The sequence below is a fragment of the Dankookia rubra genome (assembly GCF_004355005.1).
GTDB classification, from domain to species: Bacteria; Pseudomonadota; Alphaproteobacteria; order Acetobacterales; family Acetobacteraceae; genus Paracraurococcus; species Paracraurococcus ruber_A.
Map to the genome: position 1 here is coordinate 1 of NZ_SMSJ01000115.1, position 14284 is coordinate 14284.

Here is a 14284-nt window from a genome sequence, read left to right on the forward strand (position 1 = left end):
GGCCGGGCCGGCGATCTGGGCGGCGCTGGCCAGCGCGGTCGCCGGGCCGCCGGCCGAGCTCGCGCGCGCCGCGCTCGGCGCGGTGGCGCCGGCCGGGCCGGGCCCGCTCTCGGCCACGCTGGCGACGCTGCTGCAGCGGGCGAGCGAGCCGGGCGCCCTGGCGCAACTGGCGGCCGGGCTGGATCCGGCGGCACGGGCGGTCGCGTTGCAGGCGGTGGACCAGGTGCTGGCGGCGCCGCCGCCGCCCTTCGCCACGCTCGACCCGCAGGCCGCGGCCGAGATGGCGCTGCTGACCGCGCACCGGCTGGAGGACCTCGAGAATTGCGCGCTGCTCGGCAGCGACCGGCAGCGCCAGGTGCAGGCTTGCCGCCGCGCCGCGGACGAGGCCTGCCGGGCCGGTTTCCTGGCGGCGGCCGAGCGGCAGCTGGTGGCGCCGGCGCTGCGGCTGGCCGAGGCGCCGGCGGTGACCGATGCCGAGGTCGAGGACATGGAGCAGGGGGCGCGGCGGCTGCGGGCGCTGGAAGGCGCCGGGCGGAGGCTCGGCGGCGCGCCGGCCTATGACCAGGCGCTGCGCGACCTCACCGCCAGCCTCGGCGCGCTCGGCGGCCGGGCGCGGCGGCCGGACGGGCTGCGGCCGGTCGACCTGGCCCGCAGCATCGAGATCCTGGCCGGGCCCGCGGCGGCGGCGGCGCTGCTGCGGACCTAGACCGATGTTGCCTTGACGGTATCAGGACAACATCGGTCCGGGCTTTGTTGAGCCAGCGCTTCACGTCCTGCGGGTTTCCGCTCAGGACGATCGCGGCCTAGCCCTCGATGGGCACGCCCCGCGGATCGCCGCTGCCGGCGCGGTATCGGTGGGTGGAGGCGCCGAAGGCGACCAGCCGGCCCTCGGCGTCGAACACCTCGGTCCGGCAGAAGAAGATGTTGCGGCCGGCGGTGACGACCCGGCCCTCCGCGGTCAGCCGGCCGCCGATCGCGGCCTGGCCGGTGAAGCGGCAGTCGAGGTCGAGCGTGACCGCGCGCCGCACCCGCGCCGGGTCCGGGCAGTACAGGCCGGCGAAGGCCGCGGCCTGGTCGATCATCGCCAGCACGACGCCGCCGTGGACGATGCCGGAGCGGTTGGCGTGGTGCGCCTCCGTATCGCAGACCAACTTCGCATGGCCGTCGCGCCATTCGGCGACCTGCACGCCGAGATGCGCGTGGAAGGGTGAGTGGGAATGCGGGAAGTCGGGGTGGTCCATGCCGGTTGCCTGCCCCCGCGCCCGCCTTCCGTCAAGCGACCTGCAGGTCCTGCAGCGCCGCCTCCAGCTCCTGGAAGCTCGGCATCAGGGCGGTGGGGGCCATCTTGCGGCCGGTCTCGACCGCCACCTGCGGCGCATTGCCGTGCAGGTGGGCGACGAGCACGGCGCGGATGACCTCGTAGTACTTCGCCTCCTCCTCCACCACGCCCTTCAGCCGGGCGGCCATCGGCCCGACCATGCCATAGGCCAGCAGCACGCCCATGAAGGTGCCGACCAGCGCGCCGCCGATCATGCCGCCGAGGATCGCCGGCGGCTGGTCGATGCTGGCCATGGTCTTGATGACGCCGAGCACCGCGGCGACGATGCCGAGCGCCGGCAGCGCATCGGCCACCGACTGCAGGGCGTGGCTCGGGTGCAGCTCCTCGACCAGGATCTTCTTCAGCTCGCGCGCCATCACGTCCTCGATCTGGTGCGGGTCGTCGGCGTTCATGCCGACCATGCGCAGGTAGTCGCAGATCAGCGCGACGCCGTGGTGGTCCTTCTGGATCTTCGGGAACTTGCCGAAGGCGCTGCTTTCCTCCGGCTTCTCGATATGCGGCTCGAGCGCCATGGCGCCCTTGGTCTGGGCGAGGCGCACGAAGAAGTACAGCAGGCTCAGCATCTCGACGTAGTCAGCCTTCTTGTAGCGCGCGCCCTTCAGAATCTTGCCGAAGCCGCCGGCGACATGCTTGATATCGCCGATGCTGTTGGCCATGACGAAGGCGCCGATGGCGGCGCCGCCGATGGTCAGCATCTCGTGCGGCAGGGCATGCAGGATGATGTCGAACTTGCCGCCCGCCAGCACGTAGCCGCCGAAGACGCAGGCCAGCAGGAAGACCAGGCCGCCGATCGTCGTCATGGTGCGGCATTGGGCGCGGCAGGAACCGCGCGCAGCAGGGTGATGGCGACGCGGCGGTTGCCGGCGGCCAGCGGATCCTGCGGCAGCAGCGGCATGCGGTCGGCATGGCCGGCGACGCTCTGCAGCCGCGCTTCGGCGATCCCGGCATCGAGCAGCAGGCGGCGCACCGCATTGGCCCGCTCGGCCGAGAGCTCCCAGTTGGAGCGGTCGGCGCCGCGGAAGGGTGTCGCATCGGTATGGCCGGCGATGGCGAGCCCGTTCGGCAGCCGCGCCGCGACGGCCGCCACCTTGGCCAGCAGGGCGCGGGCGCGGTCGTTCGGCGCCGCGCCGCCGACCGGGAACATCGCCTGCCGCTCGGCGTCGAGGATCTGGATGCGCAGCCCCTCCGGCACCTGCTCGACCACCAGCTGCCGGGCGAGGTCGGCGAGCGCCGGGTCGTCCTGCACCGCGGCGCGGATCTCGGCGGCCGCCTGCTCGAAGGCGCTGGCCTCGCGCCTCGCCAGTTCGGCGCGCAGCGCGGCCTCGCCCAGCGCGGCGGCCTCGGCCGCTCCGGCGGCCGCGGTGGTGCCGGGGGCGGCGGTGCCTTCGGCGACGACGGCGCCGGAGGCCTGCGGCGCCGCATCCCCCGGCGGCTGCGGCGGCTGCGGCGCGGCGGTCTCGGGCGGGGCATCGGACTGGCCGTCATCCTCGATGTCGAGCCGGACCGGGGCGCGGCCCTGCTCGATCCGGATGGCGCCGTTGTCGGAAACCATGGTGCCGTCGGAGTTCGGGCTGCTGCCGCCGAAGGGCTCGCCCGAGCCGGTGGCGCTGCGGCCGAGCGCGTTGGAGGGCGCGAAATAGTCGGCCAGGCCGCGGCGCTGGTCGTCCGAGGTGGCGTTCAGCAGCCACATCAGCAGGAAGAAGGCCATCATTGCCGTGACGAAATCGGCATAGGCGACCTTCCAGGCGCCGCCATGGTGCCCGTCCCCGCCGCCCTCTTCCCACCTGATGACGATGGTCGCGCCCGCGTTGCGACCGCCCTTGCCCTTGCCTGCCATCGCCCCCGCGCCGCCGCTGTCGGGCGCAGAGTGCCGCAGTGGGGCTTAAGGGCGCTCTAATGGAGCCGCCGTTCGGTAGGCGCCGCCGGGGCAGGCAGTCTGCCGCCGGCTTGGGCATCGGGGCGCCGGCGCCGTCCGGGCGGCCTGCGCTTCGGGCTGGCACAGGGCTTGCGATGCCGCAGCCCGGTGCCCCGAGCACCCGCACAAGACCCGACCGGGAGACGCCTTCCATGACCCTTCGGCGACTGCTCATGGCCGCCACCCTCGCCGTGCTGCCGGGCCTCACGCCCGGTCCGGGCCAGGCGCAGGGGACCATCCGCATCGGCATGACCGCGGCCGACATCCCGCTGACCCATGGCCAGCCCGACCAGGGCTTCGAGGGCAACCGCTTCACCGGGATCCCGCTGTTCGATGCGCTGACCGCCTGGGACCTCTCGCGCGGCGACCGGCCGACGCCGCTGGTGGCCAACCTGGCGACCTCCTGGGAGGTCGATGCGGCGGACAAGACCCGCTGGATCTTCAGGCTGCGGCCGGGGGTGAAATTCCACGACGGCTCGGACTTCAACGCCGATGCGGTGGTCTGGAACGTCCGCAAGGTGCTGGACCGGGAGGCGCCGCAGTTCGACCCGCGCCAGGTCGGCCTGACCGCGACGCGCATGCCGGCGCTGCGCCGGGCGGAGAAGGTCGACGACCTGACGGTCGCGCTGATCACGAGCGAGCCCGACAGCTTCCTGCCGATCAACCTGACCAACCTCTTCATGGCCAGCCCGGCGCAATGGGAGAGGCTGCGCGCCGCGGCGCCGAGCGCCGAGGCCGCCTGGAACGCCTTCGCCGCCGCGCCGTCCGGCACCGGCGCCTTCCGCCTGACCCGCCTCGTGCCGCGCGAGCGGGCCGAATACGCCCGCAACGAGGCCTATTGGGGCGAGAAGGCGAAGGCGGAGAAGATCGTCCTGCTGCCGATCCCGGAGGCGAATGCCCGCACCGCCGCGCTGCTCTCCGGCCAGGTCGACTGGATCGAGGCGCCGGCGCCCGACAGCGTGCCGCAGTTGAAGGCGCGCGGCATGGTCATCCAGCAGAACCTGCAGCCGCATTTCTGGCCCTGGCAGCCCTGCTTCGCCGGCGAGAGCCCGCTGAAGGACGTGCGGGTGCGCCGGGCGCTGAACCTGGCGATCGACCGCGACGGCCTGAAGCAGCTGCTCGGCGGCTTCATGGAGCCCTCGGTCGGCACTGTCGGGCCGGGCCATCCCTGGTGGGGCAATCCCGACTTCCGCATCCGCACCGACAAGGCCGAGGCCAAGCGCCTGCTGGCCGAGGCCGGCTATGGCCCGGGCAAGCCGCTCAACCTCAAGGTGCAGATCAGCCCCAGCGGATCTGGCCAGATGCAGCCGCTGCCGATGAACGAGTTCCTGCAGCAGGACCTGAAGACCATTGGCGTCAATGTCGAGTTCGACGTGGTGGACTGGAACACGCTGTTCACCAACTGGCGCCAGGGCTGCGCCGCGCCCTCGGCGCGCGGGGCGCATGCGATCAACGTCTCGATCTCCACCATGGACCCCTTCTTCGCCCTGGTGCGGTTCTACGACAGCAAGATGGCCGCCCCGGTGTCGAACAACTGGGGCCTCTTCAACGACCCGCGCTTCGACGCGATGATCCGCGAGGCCCGCAACACCTTCGAGCCCGCGGCGCGCGACGCGGCGCTGGCCAAGCTGCATGCGGCAGGGGTCGAGGAGGCGCTGTTCATCTGGATCGCGCACGACGTCTCGCCGCGCGCCATGTCGCCCCGCGTCAAGGGCTTCGTCCAGCCGCAGAGCTGGTTCGTCGATCTCCGCTTGCCTTCCATCCAGTAACACCCAAGGGGTCCCCCGATGCTTCTCTACCTGCTGCGCCGGGTCTTCTATGCGGTGCCGATCGCGCTGGCGGTCGGCTTCGTCTGCTTCATGCTGGTGCAGATCGCCCCGGGCGACCCGATCAACGCCATCGTCCCGCCGGATGCGCCGGCCGACGTGGTGGATCAGGTCCGCCGCGACTACGGGCTCGACAAGCCGCTGCTCGTGCAGTTCGGGCTCTGGCTGTCGAAGGTCGCGGTCGGCGACCTCGGCCGCTCGCTGGCGACGGGGCGGCCGGTCTGGGCCGACCTGCACTCGGCGATCGGCAATACGCTGATGCTGGCCTTCGCCGCGTCGTCGCTCGGCTTCGTGCTGGGCTGCGTGCTGGGCGGGCTGGCCGGCACCTTCCGCGGCTCGGTGCTCGACCGCACCGCCGTCGGCGTCGCGGTCGCCGGCGTCTCGGTGCCGCATTACTGGCTCGGCATGGTGATGGTGGTGATCTTCTCGGTGCAGCTCAACTGGCTGCCGGCCATGGGGGCGGGGCCGGGCGGATCATCGGACTGGGGCTGGGACTGGGACCATGTGAAGCACCTGGTGCTGCCGACGGTGACGCTCTCGGTCATCCCGATGGGCATCGTCACGCGCACCGTGCGCGGCATCGTCGCCGAGATCATGAACCAGGAATTCGTCGTGGCCCTGCGCGGCAAGGGGCTGACCCGCTGGGGCGTCTTCCTGCACGTGGTGAAGAACGCGGCGCCGAACGCGCTGGCGGTCATGGGCCTGCAGCTCGGCTACCTCATGGGCGGGTCGATCCTGGTGGAGACGGTCTTCTCCTGGCCGGGCACGGGCCTGCTGCTGAACAGCGCCATCTTCCAGCGTGACCTGCCGGTGCTGCAGGGCACGATCCTGGTCCTGGCGATGTTCTTCGTCGCGCTGAACCTCTGCGTCGACCTGGTGCAGACGGCACTCGACCCCCGGATCAAGCGTGGCTGATGCGGCCCGATGAACGCCGGGCCGCCAAGCCCGAAAGTCTGAACCGGTCCGCCCTTTTTTCCAGGAGGCCAAATCGATGAGCACGGCCACCACCCCCACCGCCGCCGAAGCGGAACTCGCGGTCCAGGCCAGGCAGGTCCAGGCGAAGTCCGAGGGCTATTGGGCCGGCGTCTGGAAACGCGTCCGGCGCGACCCGGTCACCATCGTCTGTGGCTCCATCCTGCTGCTGATGCTGCTGGCGATCGTCTTCGCCCCGCTGATCGCGCCGCACGATCCCTACCAGGGCAGCATGATCCGCCGGCTGAAGCCGATCGGCACGCCCAACTACCTGCTCGGCACGGACGAGCTGGGGCGGGACATCCTGACCCGGCTGCTCTACGGCGGGCGGCTCTCCTGGTTCATGGGCATCGCGCCGGTGGTCATCGCCTTCGTCGTCGGCACCACGCTCGGCGTCATCGCCGGCTTCGTCGGCGGCCGGATGAACATGGCGATCATGCGCACGACCGATGTCTTCTACGCCTTCCCCTCCGTGCTGCTGGCGGTCGCCATCTCGGGCGCGCTCGGGGCCGGCATCTTCAACGCCATCCTGGCGCTGACGCTGGTTTTCATCCCGCAGATCATCCGGGTGGCGGAAAGCGTGACGCAGGGGGTGCGCAACCTCGACTTCGTCGACGCGGCGCGGGCCTCGGGCGCGTCCGGCTTCACCATCGTGCGGGTCCATGTGCTGGGCAACGTGCTGGGGCCGATCTTCGTCTATGCGACCTCGCTGATCTCGGTCTGCATGATCATCGCCTCCGGCCTCAGCTTCCTCGGCCTCGGCACCAAGCCGCCGGAGCCGGAATGGGGCCTGATGCTGAACACGCTGCGCACCGCGATCTACGTGCAGCCCTGGGTGGCGGTGCTGCCGGGCGCCTGCATCTTCGTGACGAGCATCTGCTTCAACCTGCTGGCGGACGGGCTGCGCCAGGCGATGGACGTGAAGGGGTAGGCCGGCGCGCGGCTCGGTCGGGCCGGGCCGGAAACGCCCCGCCGCGGCGGCGCCTTCACCTCCGGCGGCAAACCGCGATAGGCTCCTCCGCCATCCCCGGCCGCATCACGGCATGCGGCCGGGGCAACCGGGCGCCGGGGGCGGGTTCGCGCCATCGGCACCCCCATGGAGGTTCCCGATGCAGACCCCCACCCGTCGGCAGGTGTCCCGCCTCGCATTGCTCGCCGGTGCGCTGGCCGCGCCCGGCCTCGCCCCGTCGCCCGCCCGCGCCGCCACGCGGCGCGAGATCGACGCCGATGTCGCCGCCGCCCTTCTCCGCCTGCGCGAACTGCCGAATACCGAGCCGCTGCTGCGCGAGGCGCGCGCGACGCTGGTCTTTCCGCGCATCGTCAGCGGCGGCTTCATCGTCGGCGGCCAGTACGGCGAGGGCGCCTTGCTGCGCGGCGGCCGGACCGATGGCTACTATTCCATCGCCGGCCTCTCGCTCGGCCTGCTGGCCGGCGCCCAGGCGGCCGGACTGGCGATGTTCTTCATGCAGGAATCCGCTCTGGTCGCGCTGCAGAAGGCGGATGGCTGGGAGATCGGCACCGGGCCGAGCGTCGTCGCGCTCGACAAGGGGCTGCAGGCCAATGCGTCGATCACCACGCTGACCGAGCCGGTCTATGCCATCACCTTCGGCCAGCAGGGGTTGATGGCGGCGCTCGCCCTGAACGGCACCAAGATCACCCGGATCCACCCCGGCGCCTGATGTTGCGCGGGCGGCGCGGCGGGGCGTAAACGGCATACCGTTCCGGGGGGAGGACCCATGCCGATTGCCCGTCGCCGCCTTGCGGCGCTCGCCCTGCCGCTGCTGCCATTGCTCGCCCGGCCCGGCACCGCCCGCGCCGCGACGAAGCGGGAGATCGACGCGGCCGTGGCGCCCGCCCTGGCCCGGCTGCGGGAACAGGACGGCACCCGCATCCTGGCCGAGAACGCCGAGGCCATCCTGGTCTTCCCGCACATCATCCGCGGCGGCTTTGTCTTCGGCGGCCAGTACGGCAACGGCGCCATGGTCGAGGGCGCCGAGACCACCGGCTACTACAACATCGCAGGCGCCAGCTTCGGCCTGCAGATCGGCGCGCAGAGCTACGGCCTGGCGATGTTCATCATGACCGAGGAGGCGCTCGACTTCTTCCGCCGGAGCCAGGGCTGGGAGATCGGCACCGGGCCGAGCGTGGTGGCGCTGGATGCCGGCCTGGCCGGCAGCCTGACCTCCACGACAATGAGCCAGGACGTCTATGCCGTGACCTTCGGCCAGCAAGGGCTGATGGCGGCGCTAACGCTGGACGGGCAGAAGATCTCGCGGATCACGCCGGAGTAAGGCGCTTCCTCGGCGGCTCGAACCGGTAGGGCGCGTCGCTCGCCACCATGGGGTCGAGCGAGAGCCGGTGCTCGAGCGGCGGGAAGGCGCGGCTGCGGCAATCCATCCGGTCGCACAGCCGGCAGGACAGGCCGATGCCGACCATCGCCTTGTCGAGGTCGAGCCCGTCGCCGTAGACGACCTCGGAGGCGCGGGCGAGGTCGCAGCCCATGGCGACGACATAGACCGGCGCCGGCTCCCCCCAATGCGCCGCCACGCCGTGCACGGTACGCGCGAAACACAGGAAGCTGCCGCCGTCCGGCAGCTGCGCCAGCTGCACCCGCATGCTGCCCGGCGTGGCGAAGGCCTGGTGCACGATCCATTTGGGGCAGGAGCCGCCGAAGCGGGCGAAGGGGAAGCCGGCCGCGGCCAGGCGCTTGCCGACATTGCCGGCGGGATCGACCCGCAGGAAGAAGAAGGGCACGCCGCGCTGCGCCGCCTCGCCCGGGCGCTGCATGGTGGTGAGGCGGTGGCAGGCCTGCTCGAAGGAGACGCCGAAGCGCGCCGCCAGCGCCTCCAGGTCGTGCCGCAGCTCCCGCGCCGCCGCCAGGAAGGGGCCATAGGGCATCAGCAGCGCCGCCGCGGCATAGTTCAGCAGGCCGATGCGGATGAGCTGCGCCGCCTCGGTCGAGGAGGCCTCGAACCCCGCCATCGCCGCCTGCACCGCCTCTCCGGCCTCGAGCAGCATCAGTTGGAAGGCCAGGTGGAAGCCGCGGCTCTCGCGCGGCAGCGTCTCCGACAGGTCGAGCCGGCGGCCGACCGGGTCGTAGCGCCGCAGCGCGCCGGGCAGGGCGGTGACGCTGACCGAGAGCCCGTGCTTCTGCCGCAGCCGCTGCGCCACGGCGTGGTTCATCTCGGACGGCGCGGTGACGCCCATCTCGGCGGCGATCGCCTCCGCCGCCGCTTCCAGCTCGGCGAAGTGGTTGCTGCGGTCGTGGAAGAAGTCGCGCGCCTCCTCGGTCGGCAGCAGGATGCGCCGGCCGGTCGGCAGGGCGATGCCGCCGGAATCCTCCCGCGCCACGCGCCAGGCGCGGTAGAGCGCCAGCATGGCGCGGGCCGCGTTGGGCGCGCTGCCGGCCAGCGTCGAGACCTCCTCCTCCGGCACCTGGTCGAGGCCGAGCAGCGGGTCGGCCATGACCTCGCGCAGCCCGGTCTCGATCGCCTTCTCCCGCATGCCCGACAGCGCGGCGATGTCGACCTGCAGTGCCTCGGTCAGCTTGATCAGCAGGGTGGCGGTGACCGCCCGCTGGTCGTGCTCGATCAGGTTGAGGTAGCTGGCCGAGATGCCGAGCCGGGCGGCCAGGGCCTGCTGCGCCAACCCCTTTTCCTGCCGCAGCCGGCGGACGGTCCGGCCGATCAGCGCACGCGCCATGCTTCACTGCCTTTACGAAATTCACAAGTGCATTGTTAAAACGGCAACCGCTTTGCCGCTTTTCACAGCAATAGGAGCTCAACTTCGGCGCCGCAATGTGAATTATTGACCCTGCCAGCCGGGACCGCCGGCCTCAGGAGAATACGCGATGCGCCAGACACCCGCCCCCACCCATGCGCCCGACGGCAGCTTCGGCGGGGGCCGCCCCGAGCCCGGCCGCTTCGACGGCATCCGCCGCGACTATACCCCGGCCGACGTGGCGAAGCTGTCCGGCAGCTTCCGGATCGAGCACACCCTGGCCGACATGGGCGCCCGCCGGCTCTGGCAGCTGCTGAAGACCGAGCCGCAGGTGACCACGCTCGGCGCGCTGACGGGGATGCAGGCGCTGCAGCAGGTGAAGGCCGGGCTGAAGGCGATCTACCTGTCGGGGTGGCAGGTGGCGGCGGATGCCAACACCGCCGGCACCATGTACCCGGACCAGTCGCTCTACCCCGTGGATAGCGTGCCGAACGTGGTGCGGCGGATCAACAACTCGCTCCGCCGGGCCGACCAGATCGCGGTGCAGGAGGGCAAGGGCGACACCACGCATTGGATGGCGCCGATCGTGGCGGACGCGGAAGCCGGCTTCGGCGGCGCGCTGAACGCCTACGAGCTGATGCGGGCGATGATCGATGCCGGCGCCGCGGGCGTCCATTTCGAGGACCAGCTCGCGTCCGAGAAGAAGTGCGGCCATCTCGGCGGCAAGGTGCTGGTGCCGATCGCCCAGCATATCCGCACCCTGAACGCGGCGCGCCTCGCGGCCGACGTGGAGGGCGTGCCGACCGTGCTGCTCTGCCGCACGGATGCCGAGAGCGCCCAGCTGCTCACCTCCGACGTCGACGAGCGCGACCGCCCGTTCATCGGCAACGACCGCACGCCGGAAGGCTTCTTCCGCATCAGGCCGGGTTGCGGCAAGGACTACGCCATCGCCCGCAGCCTGGCCTATGCGCCTTACGCCGACCTGCTGTGGTGGGAGACCTCGGACCCCGACCTGAACGACGCGCGGATGTTCGCGGAAGCCATCCAGCGCGAGTTCCCGGGCAAGATGCTGGCCTACAACTGCAGCCCCAGCTTCAACTGGCAGCGCAAGATGGGCGTCGAGGCGGCGACCAAGTTCCAGCGCGAGCTCGGCGCCATGGGCTACAAGTTCCAGTTCGTGACCCTGGCCGGCTTCCACAGCCTGAACCTGTCCATGTTCAAGCTGGCGCGCGGCTACAAGGACCGCGGCATGGGCGCCTACAGCGAGCTGCAGCAGGCCGAATTCGCGGCGGAGTCCGAGGGCTTCACCGCAGTGCGCCACCAGCGCGAGGTCGGCGTCGGCTACTTCGATGCCGTCGCCACCGCCGCTGGCGGCGGCCAGTCCAGCACCACCGCGCTGGCGACCAGCACCGAGGCGGCGCAGTTCCACGACGAGCACGCCCCGGCGCACTGACCACCACCCCCGCGCCGGTGCGCCGGCGCGGGATCTCCCCACGGCTCCCAAGCACAAGGAAACGGTCCCATGTCCAACGACGATTACGACGACGGCCTGGTGCATTCCCACGGCTGGGCCACCGAGCCGCCGCCCCCGGCCGGGCCGATGGCCGGCGCGGAGATCGCCGCCGCCATGTCGGCGCATCCGGAGGAGGAGCCCTACGACGACGGCCTGGTCCATTCGCATGGCTGGGCCTGCGCCGAGCGCGGCCAGCCGGCCGCGCGCTGACCGACCGCCGCGGCGGCACGCAGGGAGGATCGACGGATGATGCCCTGGAATCCCCGCCTGCCGCTGCGGCGCCACCGCCATGCCGCGGGCCGCTCGGTGCGCGACGTCGTCGCCGCGCTGCTGGACGGCGTGGAGCCCCGGCGCCGCTCCGGCGGCGGCGCAGCCTGCTGGCCGGCGGGGTCCGAGCCCCCGGCCGCGGCGCCCTTTGCGCATGGGGCATGGTCGCGCCTGCGCTCGGGCATGGCGGCCGGCGGCTGACGGCAATCGCCGAAGGCCGGGATCATCCGACGGCGGGATCCTGCCCTGCAGGGAAGGGACCGGGCGGGCGTGCCGCACCGAAGGGTGGGCACGCCGACCCGGCCCGCTTGCGGTTCCAGGCTTGGGCACGGGGCCGCAGGGACCGCCGCCGCTGGCGCGGTGGATCGGCACCTCGGCACGGCCCCCGCGGCATGGCGACCTGCGCAGGCAGCGACCGGCAAGGCCATGGCGGCTCTGCCTAGGGGATCGCCTTCAGCCGACCAGCCCCGCCGTCACGTTCACCGCCGCCGCCAGGATGACGACGTTGAACAGGAAGGACACCAGCGCATGCACCAGCGTGAGCTGGCGCAGCAGCCGCTTGGAGACGGCGACGTCCGAGGTCTGGAAGGTCATGCCGATGGTGAAGGCGAAATAGAGGAACTCGCCGAATTCCGGGTCCTCGTCGCCGGGGAAGTCCAACCCGCCACCGGCCTGCCAGTATTCATGCGCGTAGCGCACCGCGAACAGCAGGTGGACGAAGACCCAGGATAGGGCGATCGAGACCAGCGCCAGCGAGACTTCGGCCGGCCCCATGCTGCCGGTCTTCGAGGCCAGGAACCAGGCGACGGCGGCGATGGAGGCGATCGCCGCGGCGAGGCTGGCGGTCAGGATCGCCGCCTCGCCCTCGTCCAGCAAGTCGGCCCTGCGCCGCATCTGCGCCGGCGTCGCATGCCGCATGAACCGCAGGGTCCCGCCGCCATAGGAGAGGGTGCCGACGCACCAGCCGACCAGCAGCGCGGTCTGCAGCGGCAGTCCGAGCGCCGTGCCCAGCGCCATCACCAGTGCCCCGAGCCCCGCCGCGGCCAGGAGGATCGGCCGGTGGCGAAGGCCGAGGCGCATCACGCCGCGGTCAGCGCCTGCGCGAAGACCGCCGGGTCCACATTGCCGCCGCTGACGACCACGCCGATGGTGCGCCCGCCGGTGTCCAGCCGTCCCGCCAGCAACGCGGCCAGGGCTACCGCGCCGCCGGGCTCGGCCACGATCTTCAGGTGGTCGAAGGCGAAGCGCATGGCGCGCAGCACCTCGGCCCGCGACACCGCGAGGCCGCCCGCGAGGCGCGGGTGGTTGATGGCGAAGGTGAGGGCGCCCGGCTGCCGCGACAGCAGCGCGTCGCAGAAGCCGTCGCCCTTTCCATCGGCTGCAATCCGGCGGCCGGCCTCGAGGCTGGCGCGGGTGTCGTCCCAGCCCTCCGGCTCCACCGCCCAGACCTCGGCCTCGGGCGCCAGCGCCTCGGCCGCTAGGGCGCAGCCGGCGATCAGCCCGCCGCCGCCGGTGCAGACCGCCAGCGCATCGAGCGAGAGGCCGAGCGCCTTCGCATCCTCGATCAGTTCCAGCGCCACGGTGCCCTGGCCGGCGATGACGTGCGGATGGTCGAAGGGCGGGATCAGCGTCGCGCCGCGCGCTTCCGCCAGTTGCCGCGCCAGCGCGTCGCGGTCGACGCCATGGCGGTCGAAGGGATGGATCTCAGCGCCCCAACGGCGCGTGCTTTCGACCTTGATGCCCGGCGCATCGGCCGGCATGGCGATCAGCGCCGGCATCCCGAGCATGCGCGCCGCACAGGCCAGCGCCTGGCCATGATTGCCGGAGGAATGCGTGACGACGCCGGCGCGGCGCGCCGCGGGGTCCAGCAGCAGCGCCGCATTGGTCGCGCCCCGCAGCTTGAAGCTGCCGGTCCGTTGCAGCGGCTCCGGCTTCACCAGCACGGTGCCGCCGGTCAGTTCGTCCAGGATGCGGTGGCGCAGCACCGGCGTCCGCACCACCTTGCCGCGCAGCCGCGCCGCAGCCGCCTCGACATCGGCAAAGCCCACGCTGTCGCTCATGCTGCCTGTCCCCCGATGCACCGCGTCGACCCGGCCGGCATCGCATCGGCGGCGCCGGCATGGCCGGCGCCGCGACGGGACGGGTCCCCATCGGGCCATCGTCCCTCCCGCCGGGGCGGCGGGCAAGACCGGGCGGGGTGCTAGCGGATCGGATCGCGGCCCGGGGAAGTCGACTGGGGCGAGGTGGCGCGGCCGCGCTCGTCCTCGACCTCCACCTCGGTGTGCCGGACGGTGTCGCGGACGGTCTCGGTGCGCTCCTCGGCGGTCTTCCGCAGCACCACCTCCTCGCGCACCCGCGCCTCCTTGTCGACTACCGCCTCCTCGGCGGATTCGGTCGCCTCGACGACGCGGTCCTGGAACCCGTTGCGATCGGCCTCGCCGAGCGGCCGGTCGACCGGGCGGCGATTCACCTCGACATGGTCCTGGCGCAGGGTCACCTGCGCCTCCGCAGGCGTCTCGACCACGTAGCTGCGGACCCGAACGCTGCCATGGCTGACGTCGCGCTTGCCGACCTGCAGCCGCTCCTCGACCAGCGGGATCGTCCCGCCCGTGGTGGCGGTCCCGGGCGCGCGCGTGGTGGCGGGCGTCGGGCTGCCTGCCATCGCCGCCGCGGTGCCCGTCGCGGCGCCGGCCGGCGGCGTGTCGCGGCCCGGCATCGGCGCCTGCCCGGCC

The 14284-nt window shown here is 72.3% G+C and carries 16 protein-coding genes; 9 read left to right on the forward strand and 7 right to left on the reverse strand.

What is annotated here, in order from left to right; translation table 11 throughout:
- The coding region (locus E2C06_RS38090; protein ID WP_206664785.1) for a hypothetical protein at nucleotides 1–706 on the forward strand (706 nt) is incomplete at its 5' end.
- A 97-nt stretch (nucleotides 707–803) separates the two neighbouring features.
- Here the strand turns inward: E2C06_RS38090 and E2C06_RS32155 are convergent.
- The 3 genes from E2C06_RS32155 to E2C06_RS32165 are packed head-to-tail and all read right to left on the reverse strand — an operon-like array spanning nucleotide 804 to nucleotide 3176.
- Complete coding sequence (locus E2C06_RS32155; RefSeq protein WP_133292659.1) at nucleotides 804–1241, reverse strand: PaaI family thioesterase; 438 nt, start codon at nucleotides 1239–1241, stop codon at nucleotides 804–806.
- Nucleotides 1242–1272: 31 nt separating this feature from the next.
- Nucleotides 1273–2139 (reverse strand): flagellar motor stator protein MotA, encoded by an 867-nt coding sequence (gene motA, locus E2C06_RS32160; RefSeq protein ID WP_133292660.1) that lies wholly within the window; start codon nucleotides 2137–2139, stop codon nucleotides 1273–1275.
- Nucleotides 2136–3176 (reverse strand): flagellar motor protein MotB, encoded by a 1041-nt coding sequence (locus E2C06_RS32165; protein ID WP_133292661.1) that lies wholly within the window; start codon nucleotides 3174–3176, stop codon nucleotides 2136–2138. The genes motA and E2C06_RS32165 overlap by 4 nt, the downstream gene beginning before the upstream one ends.
- Before the next feature lie 230 nt (nucleotides 3177–3406).
- Between E2C06_RS32165 and E2C06_RS32170 the strand changes: the two genes are divergently transcribed.
- From E2C06_RS32170 to E2C06_RS32190, 5 genes are all read left to right on the forward strand, one after another.
- Nucleotides 3407–5023, forward strand: coding sequence for an ABC transporter substrate-binding protein (locus E2C06_RS32170; RefSeq protein ID WP_133292662.1), 1617 nt, complete (start codon nucleotides 3407–3409; stop codon nucleotides 5021–5023).
- An 18-nt stretch (nucleotides 5024–5041) separates the two neighbouring features.
- Nucleotides 5042–5995 (forward strand): ABC transporter permease, encoded by a 954-nt coding sequence (locus E2C06_RS32175; RefSeq protein WP_133292663.1) that lies wholly within the window; start codon nucleotides 5042–5044, stop codon nucleotides 5993–5995.
- 76 nt (nucleotides 5996–6071) lie between these two features.
- Nucleotides 6072–6983: an ABC transporter permease gene (locus E2C06_RS32180; protein ID WP_133292664.1), complete on the forward strand. Its 912-nt coding sequence runs from the start codon at nucleotides 6072–6074 to the stop codon at nucleotides 6981–6983.
- 178 nt (nucleotides 6984–7161) lie between these two features.
- Nucleotides 7162–7731, forward strand: coding sequence for a lipid-binding SYLF domain-containing protein (locus E2C06_RS32185; RefSeq protein ID WP_165982797.1), 570 nt, complete (start codon nucleotides 7162–7164; stop codon nucleotides 7729–7731).
- 57 nt (nucleotides 7732–7788) lie between these two features.
- Nucleotides 7789–8343, forward strand: coding sequence for a lipid-binding SYLF domain-containing protein (locus E2C06_RS32190; protein ID WP_133292666.1), 555 nt, complete (start codon nucleotides 7789–7791; stop codon nucleotides 8341–8343).
- On the opposite strand, the gene E2C06_RS32195 is transcribed toward E2C06_RS32190, so the two are convergent.
- Nucleotides 8330–9754 carry a helix-turn-helix domain-containing protein gene (locus E2C06_RS32195; protein ID WP_133292667.1) on the reverse strand — a complete coding sequence of 475 codons (1425 nt, stop codon included), beginning with the start codon at nucleotides 9752–9754 and terminating at the stop codon, nucleotides 8330–8332. The genes E2C06_RS32190 and E2C06_RS32195 overlap by 14 nt on opposite strands.
- A gap of 148 nt (nucleotides 9755–9902) precedes the next feature.
- Between E2C06_RS32195 and aceA the strand changes: the two genes are divergently transcribed.
- From aceA to E2C06_RS32210, 3 genes are all read left to right on the forward strand, one after another.
- Nucleotides 9903–11225: an isocitrate lyase gene (gene aceA, locus E2C06_RS32200; protein ID WP_133292668.1), complete on the forward strand. Its 1323-nt coding sequence runs from the start codon at nucleotides 9903–9905 to the stop codon at nucleotides 11223–11225.
- 69 nt (nucleotides 11226–11294) lie between these two features.
- Nucleotides 11295–11495 (forward strand): hypothetical protein, encoded by a 201-nt coding sequence (locus E2C06_RS32205; RefSeq protein ID WP_133292669.1) that lies wholly within the window; start codon nucleotides 11295–11297, stop codon nucleotides 11493–11495.
- A 36-nt stretch (nucleotides 11496–11531) separates the two neighbouring features.
- Nucleotides 11532–11753: a hypothetical protein gene (locus E2C06_RS32210; RefSeq protein WP_133292670.1), complete on the forward strand. Its 222-nt coding sequence runs from the start codon at nucleotides 11532–11534 to the stop codon at nucleotides 11751–11753.
- Between the two features lie 252 nt (nucleotides 11754–12005).
- Here E2C06_RS32210 and E2C06_RS32215 read toward each other — a convergent pair whose 3' ends face one another.
- The 3 genes from E2C06_RS32215 to E2C06_RS32225 all read right to left on the reverse strand — a co-directional run.
- The gene (locus E2C06_RS32215) at nucleotides 12006–12632 is read right to left on the reverse strand and encodes a DUF1345 domain-containing protein (RefSeq protein WP_133292671.1); all 627 of its coding nucleotides are present in this window, start codon (nucleotides 12630–12632) and stop codon (nucleotides 12006–12008) included.
- Nucleotides 12632–13612: a threonine ammonia-lyase gene (locus tag E2C06_RS32220; RefSeq protein WP_133292672.1), complete on the reverse strand. Its 981-nt coding sequence runs from the start codon at nucleotides 13610–13612 to the stop codon at nucleotides 12632–12634. The genes E2C06_RS32215 and E2C06_RS32220 overlap by 1 nt, the downstream gene beginning before the upstream one ends.
- 140 nt (nucleotides 13613–13752) lie before the next feature.
- Nucleotides 13753–14284, reverse strand: a 532-nt coding sequence (locus E2C06_RS32225) for a YsnF/AvaK domain-containing protein (RefSeq protein ID WP_133292673.1), incomplete at its 5' end; no start/stop codon positions are given.

What these genes read in the sequence shown, in the direction of transcription:
- E2C06_RS32195 (WP_133292667.1), bottom strand. Translation starts at nt 9,754, where the DNA reads ATGGCGCGTGCGCTGATCGGCCGGACCGTCCGCCGGCTGCGGCAGGAA.
- E2C06_RS32205 (WP_133292669.1), top strand. Translation starts at nt 11,295, where the DNA reads ATGTCCAACGACGATTACGACGACGGCCTGGTGCATTCCCACGGCTGG.
- E2C06_RS32185 (WP_165982797.1), top strand. Translation starts at nt 7,162, where the DNA reads ATGCAGACCCCCACCCGTCGGCAGGTGTCCCGCCTCGCATTGCTCGCC.
- E2C06_RS32175 (WP_133292663.1), top strand. Translation starts at nt 5,042, where the DNA reads ATGCTTCTCTACCTGCTGCGCCGGGTCTTCTATGCGGTGCCGATCGCG.
- E2C06_RS32180 (WP_133292664.1), top strand. Translation starts at nt 6,072, where the DNA reads ATGAGCACGGCCACCACCCCCACCGCCGCCGAAGCGGAACTCGCGGTC.
- E2C06_RS32190 (WP_133292666.1), top strand. Translation starts at nt 7,789, where the DNA reads ATGCCGATTGCCCGTCGCCGCCTTGCGGCGCTCGCCCTGCCGCTGCTG.
- aceA (WP_133292668.1), top strand. Translation starts at nt 9,903, where the DNA reads ATGCGCCAGACACCCGCCCCCACCCATGCGCCCGACGGCAGCTTCGGC.
- motA (WP_133292660.1), bottom strand. Translation starts at nt 2,139, where the DNA reads ATGACGACGATCGGCGGCCTGGTCTTCCTGCTGGCCTGCGTCTTCGGC.
- E2C06_RS32170 (WP_133292662.1), top strand. Translation starts at nt 3,407, where the DNA reads ATGACCCTTCGGCGACTGCTCATGGCCGCCACCCTCGCCGTGCTGCCG.
- E2C06_RS32155 (WP_133292659.1), bottom strand. Translation starts at nt 1,241, where the DNA reads ATGGACCACCCCGACTTCCCGCATTCCCACTCACCCTTCCACGCGCAT.
- E2C06_RS32210 (WP_133292670.1), top strand. Translation starts at nt 11,532, where the DNA reads ATGATGCCCTGGAATCCCCGCCTGCCGCTGCGGCGCCACCGCCATGCC.
- E2C06_RS32165 (WP_133292661.1), bottom strand. Translation starts at nt 3,176, where the DNA reads ATGGCAGGCAAGGGCAAGGGCGGTCGCAACGCGGGCGCGACCATCGTC.
- E2C06_RS32215 (WP_133292671.1), bottom strand. Translation starts at nt 12,632, where the DNA reads ATGCGCCTCGGCCTTCGCCACCGGCCGATCCTCCTGGCCGCGGCGGGG.
- E2C06_RS32220 (WP_133292672.1), bottom strand. Translation starts at nt 13,612, where the DNA reads ATGAGCGACAGCGTGGGCTTTGCCGATGTCGAGGCGGCTGCGGCGCGG.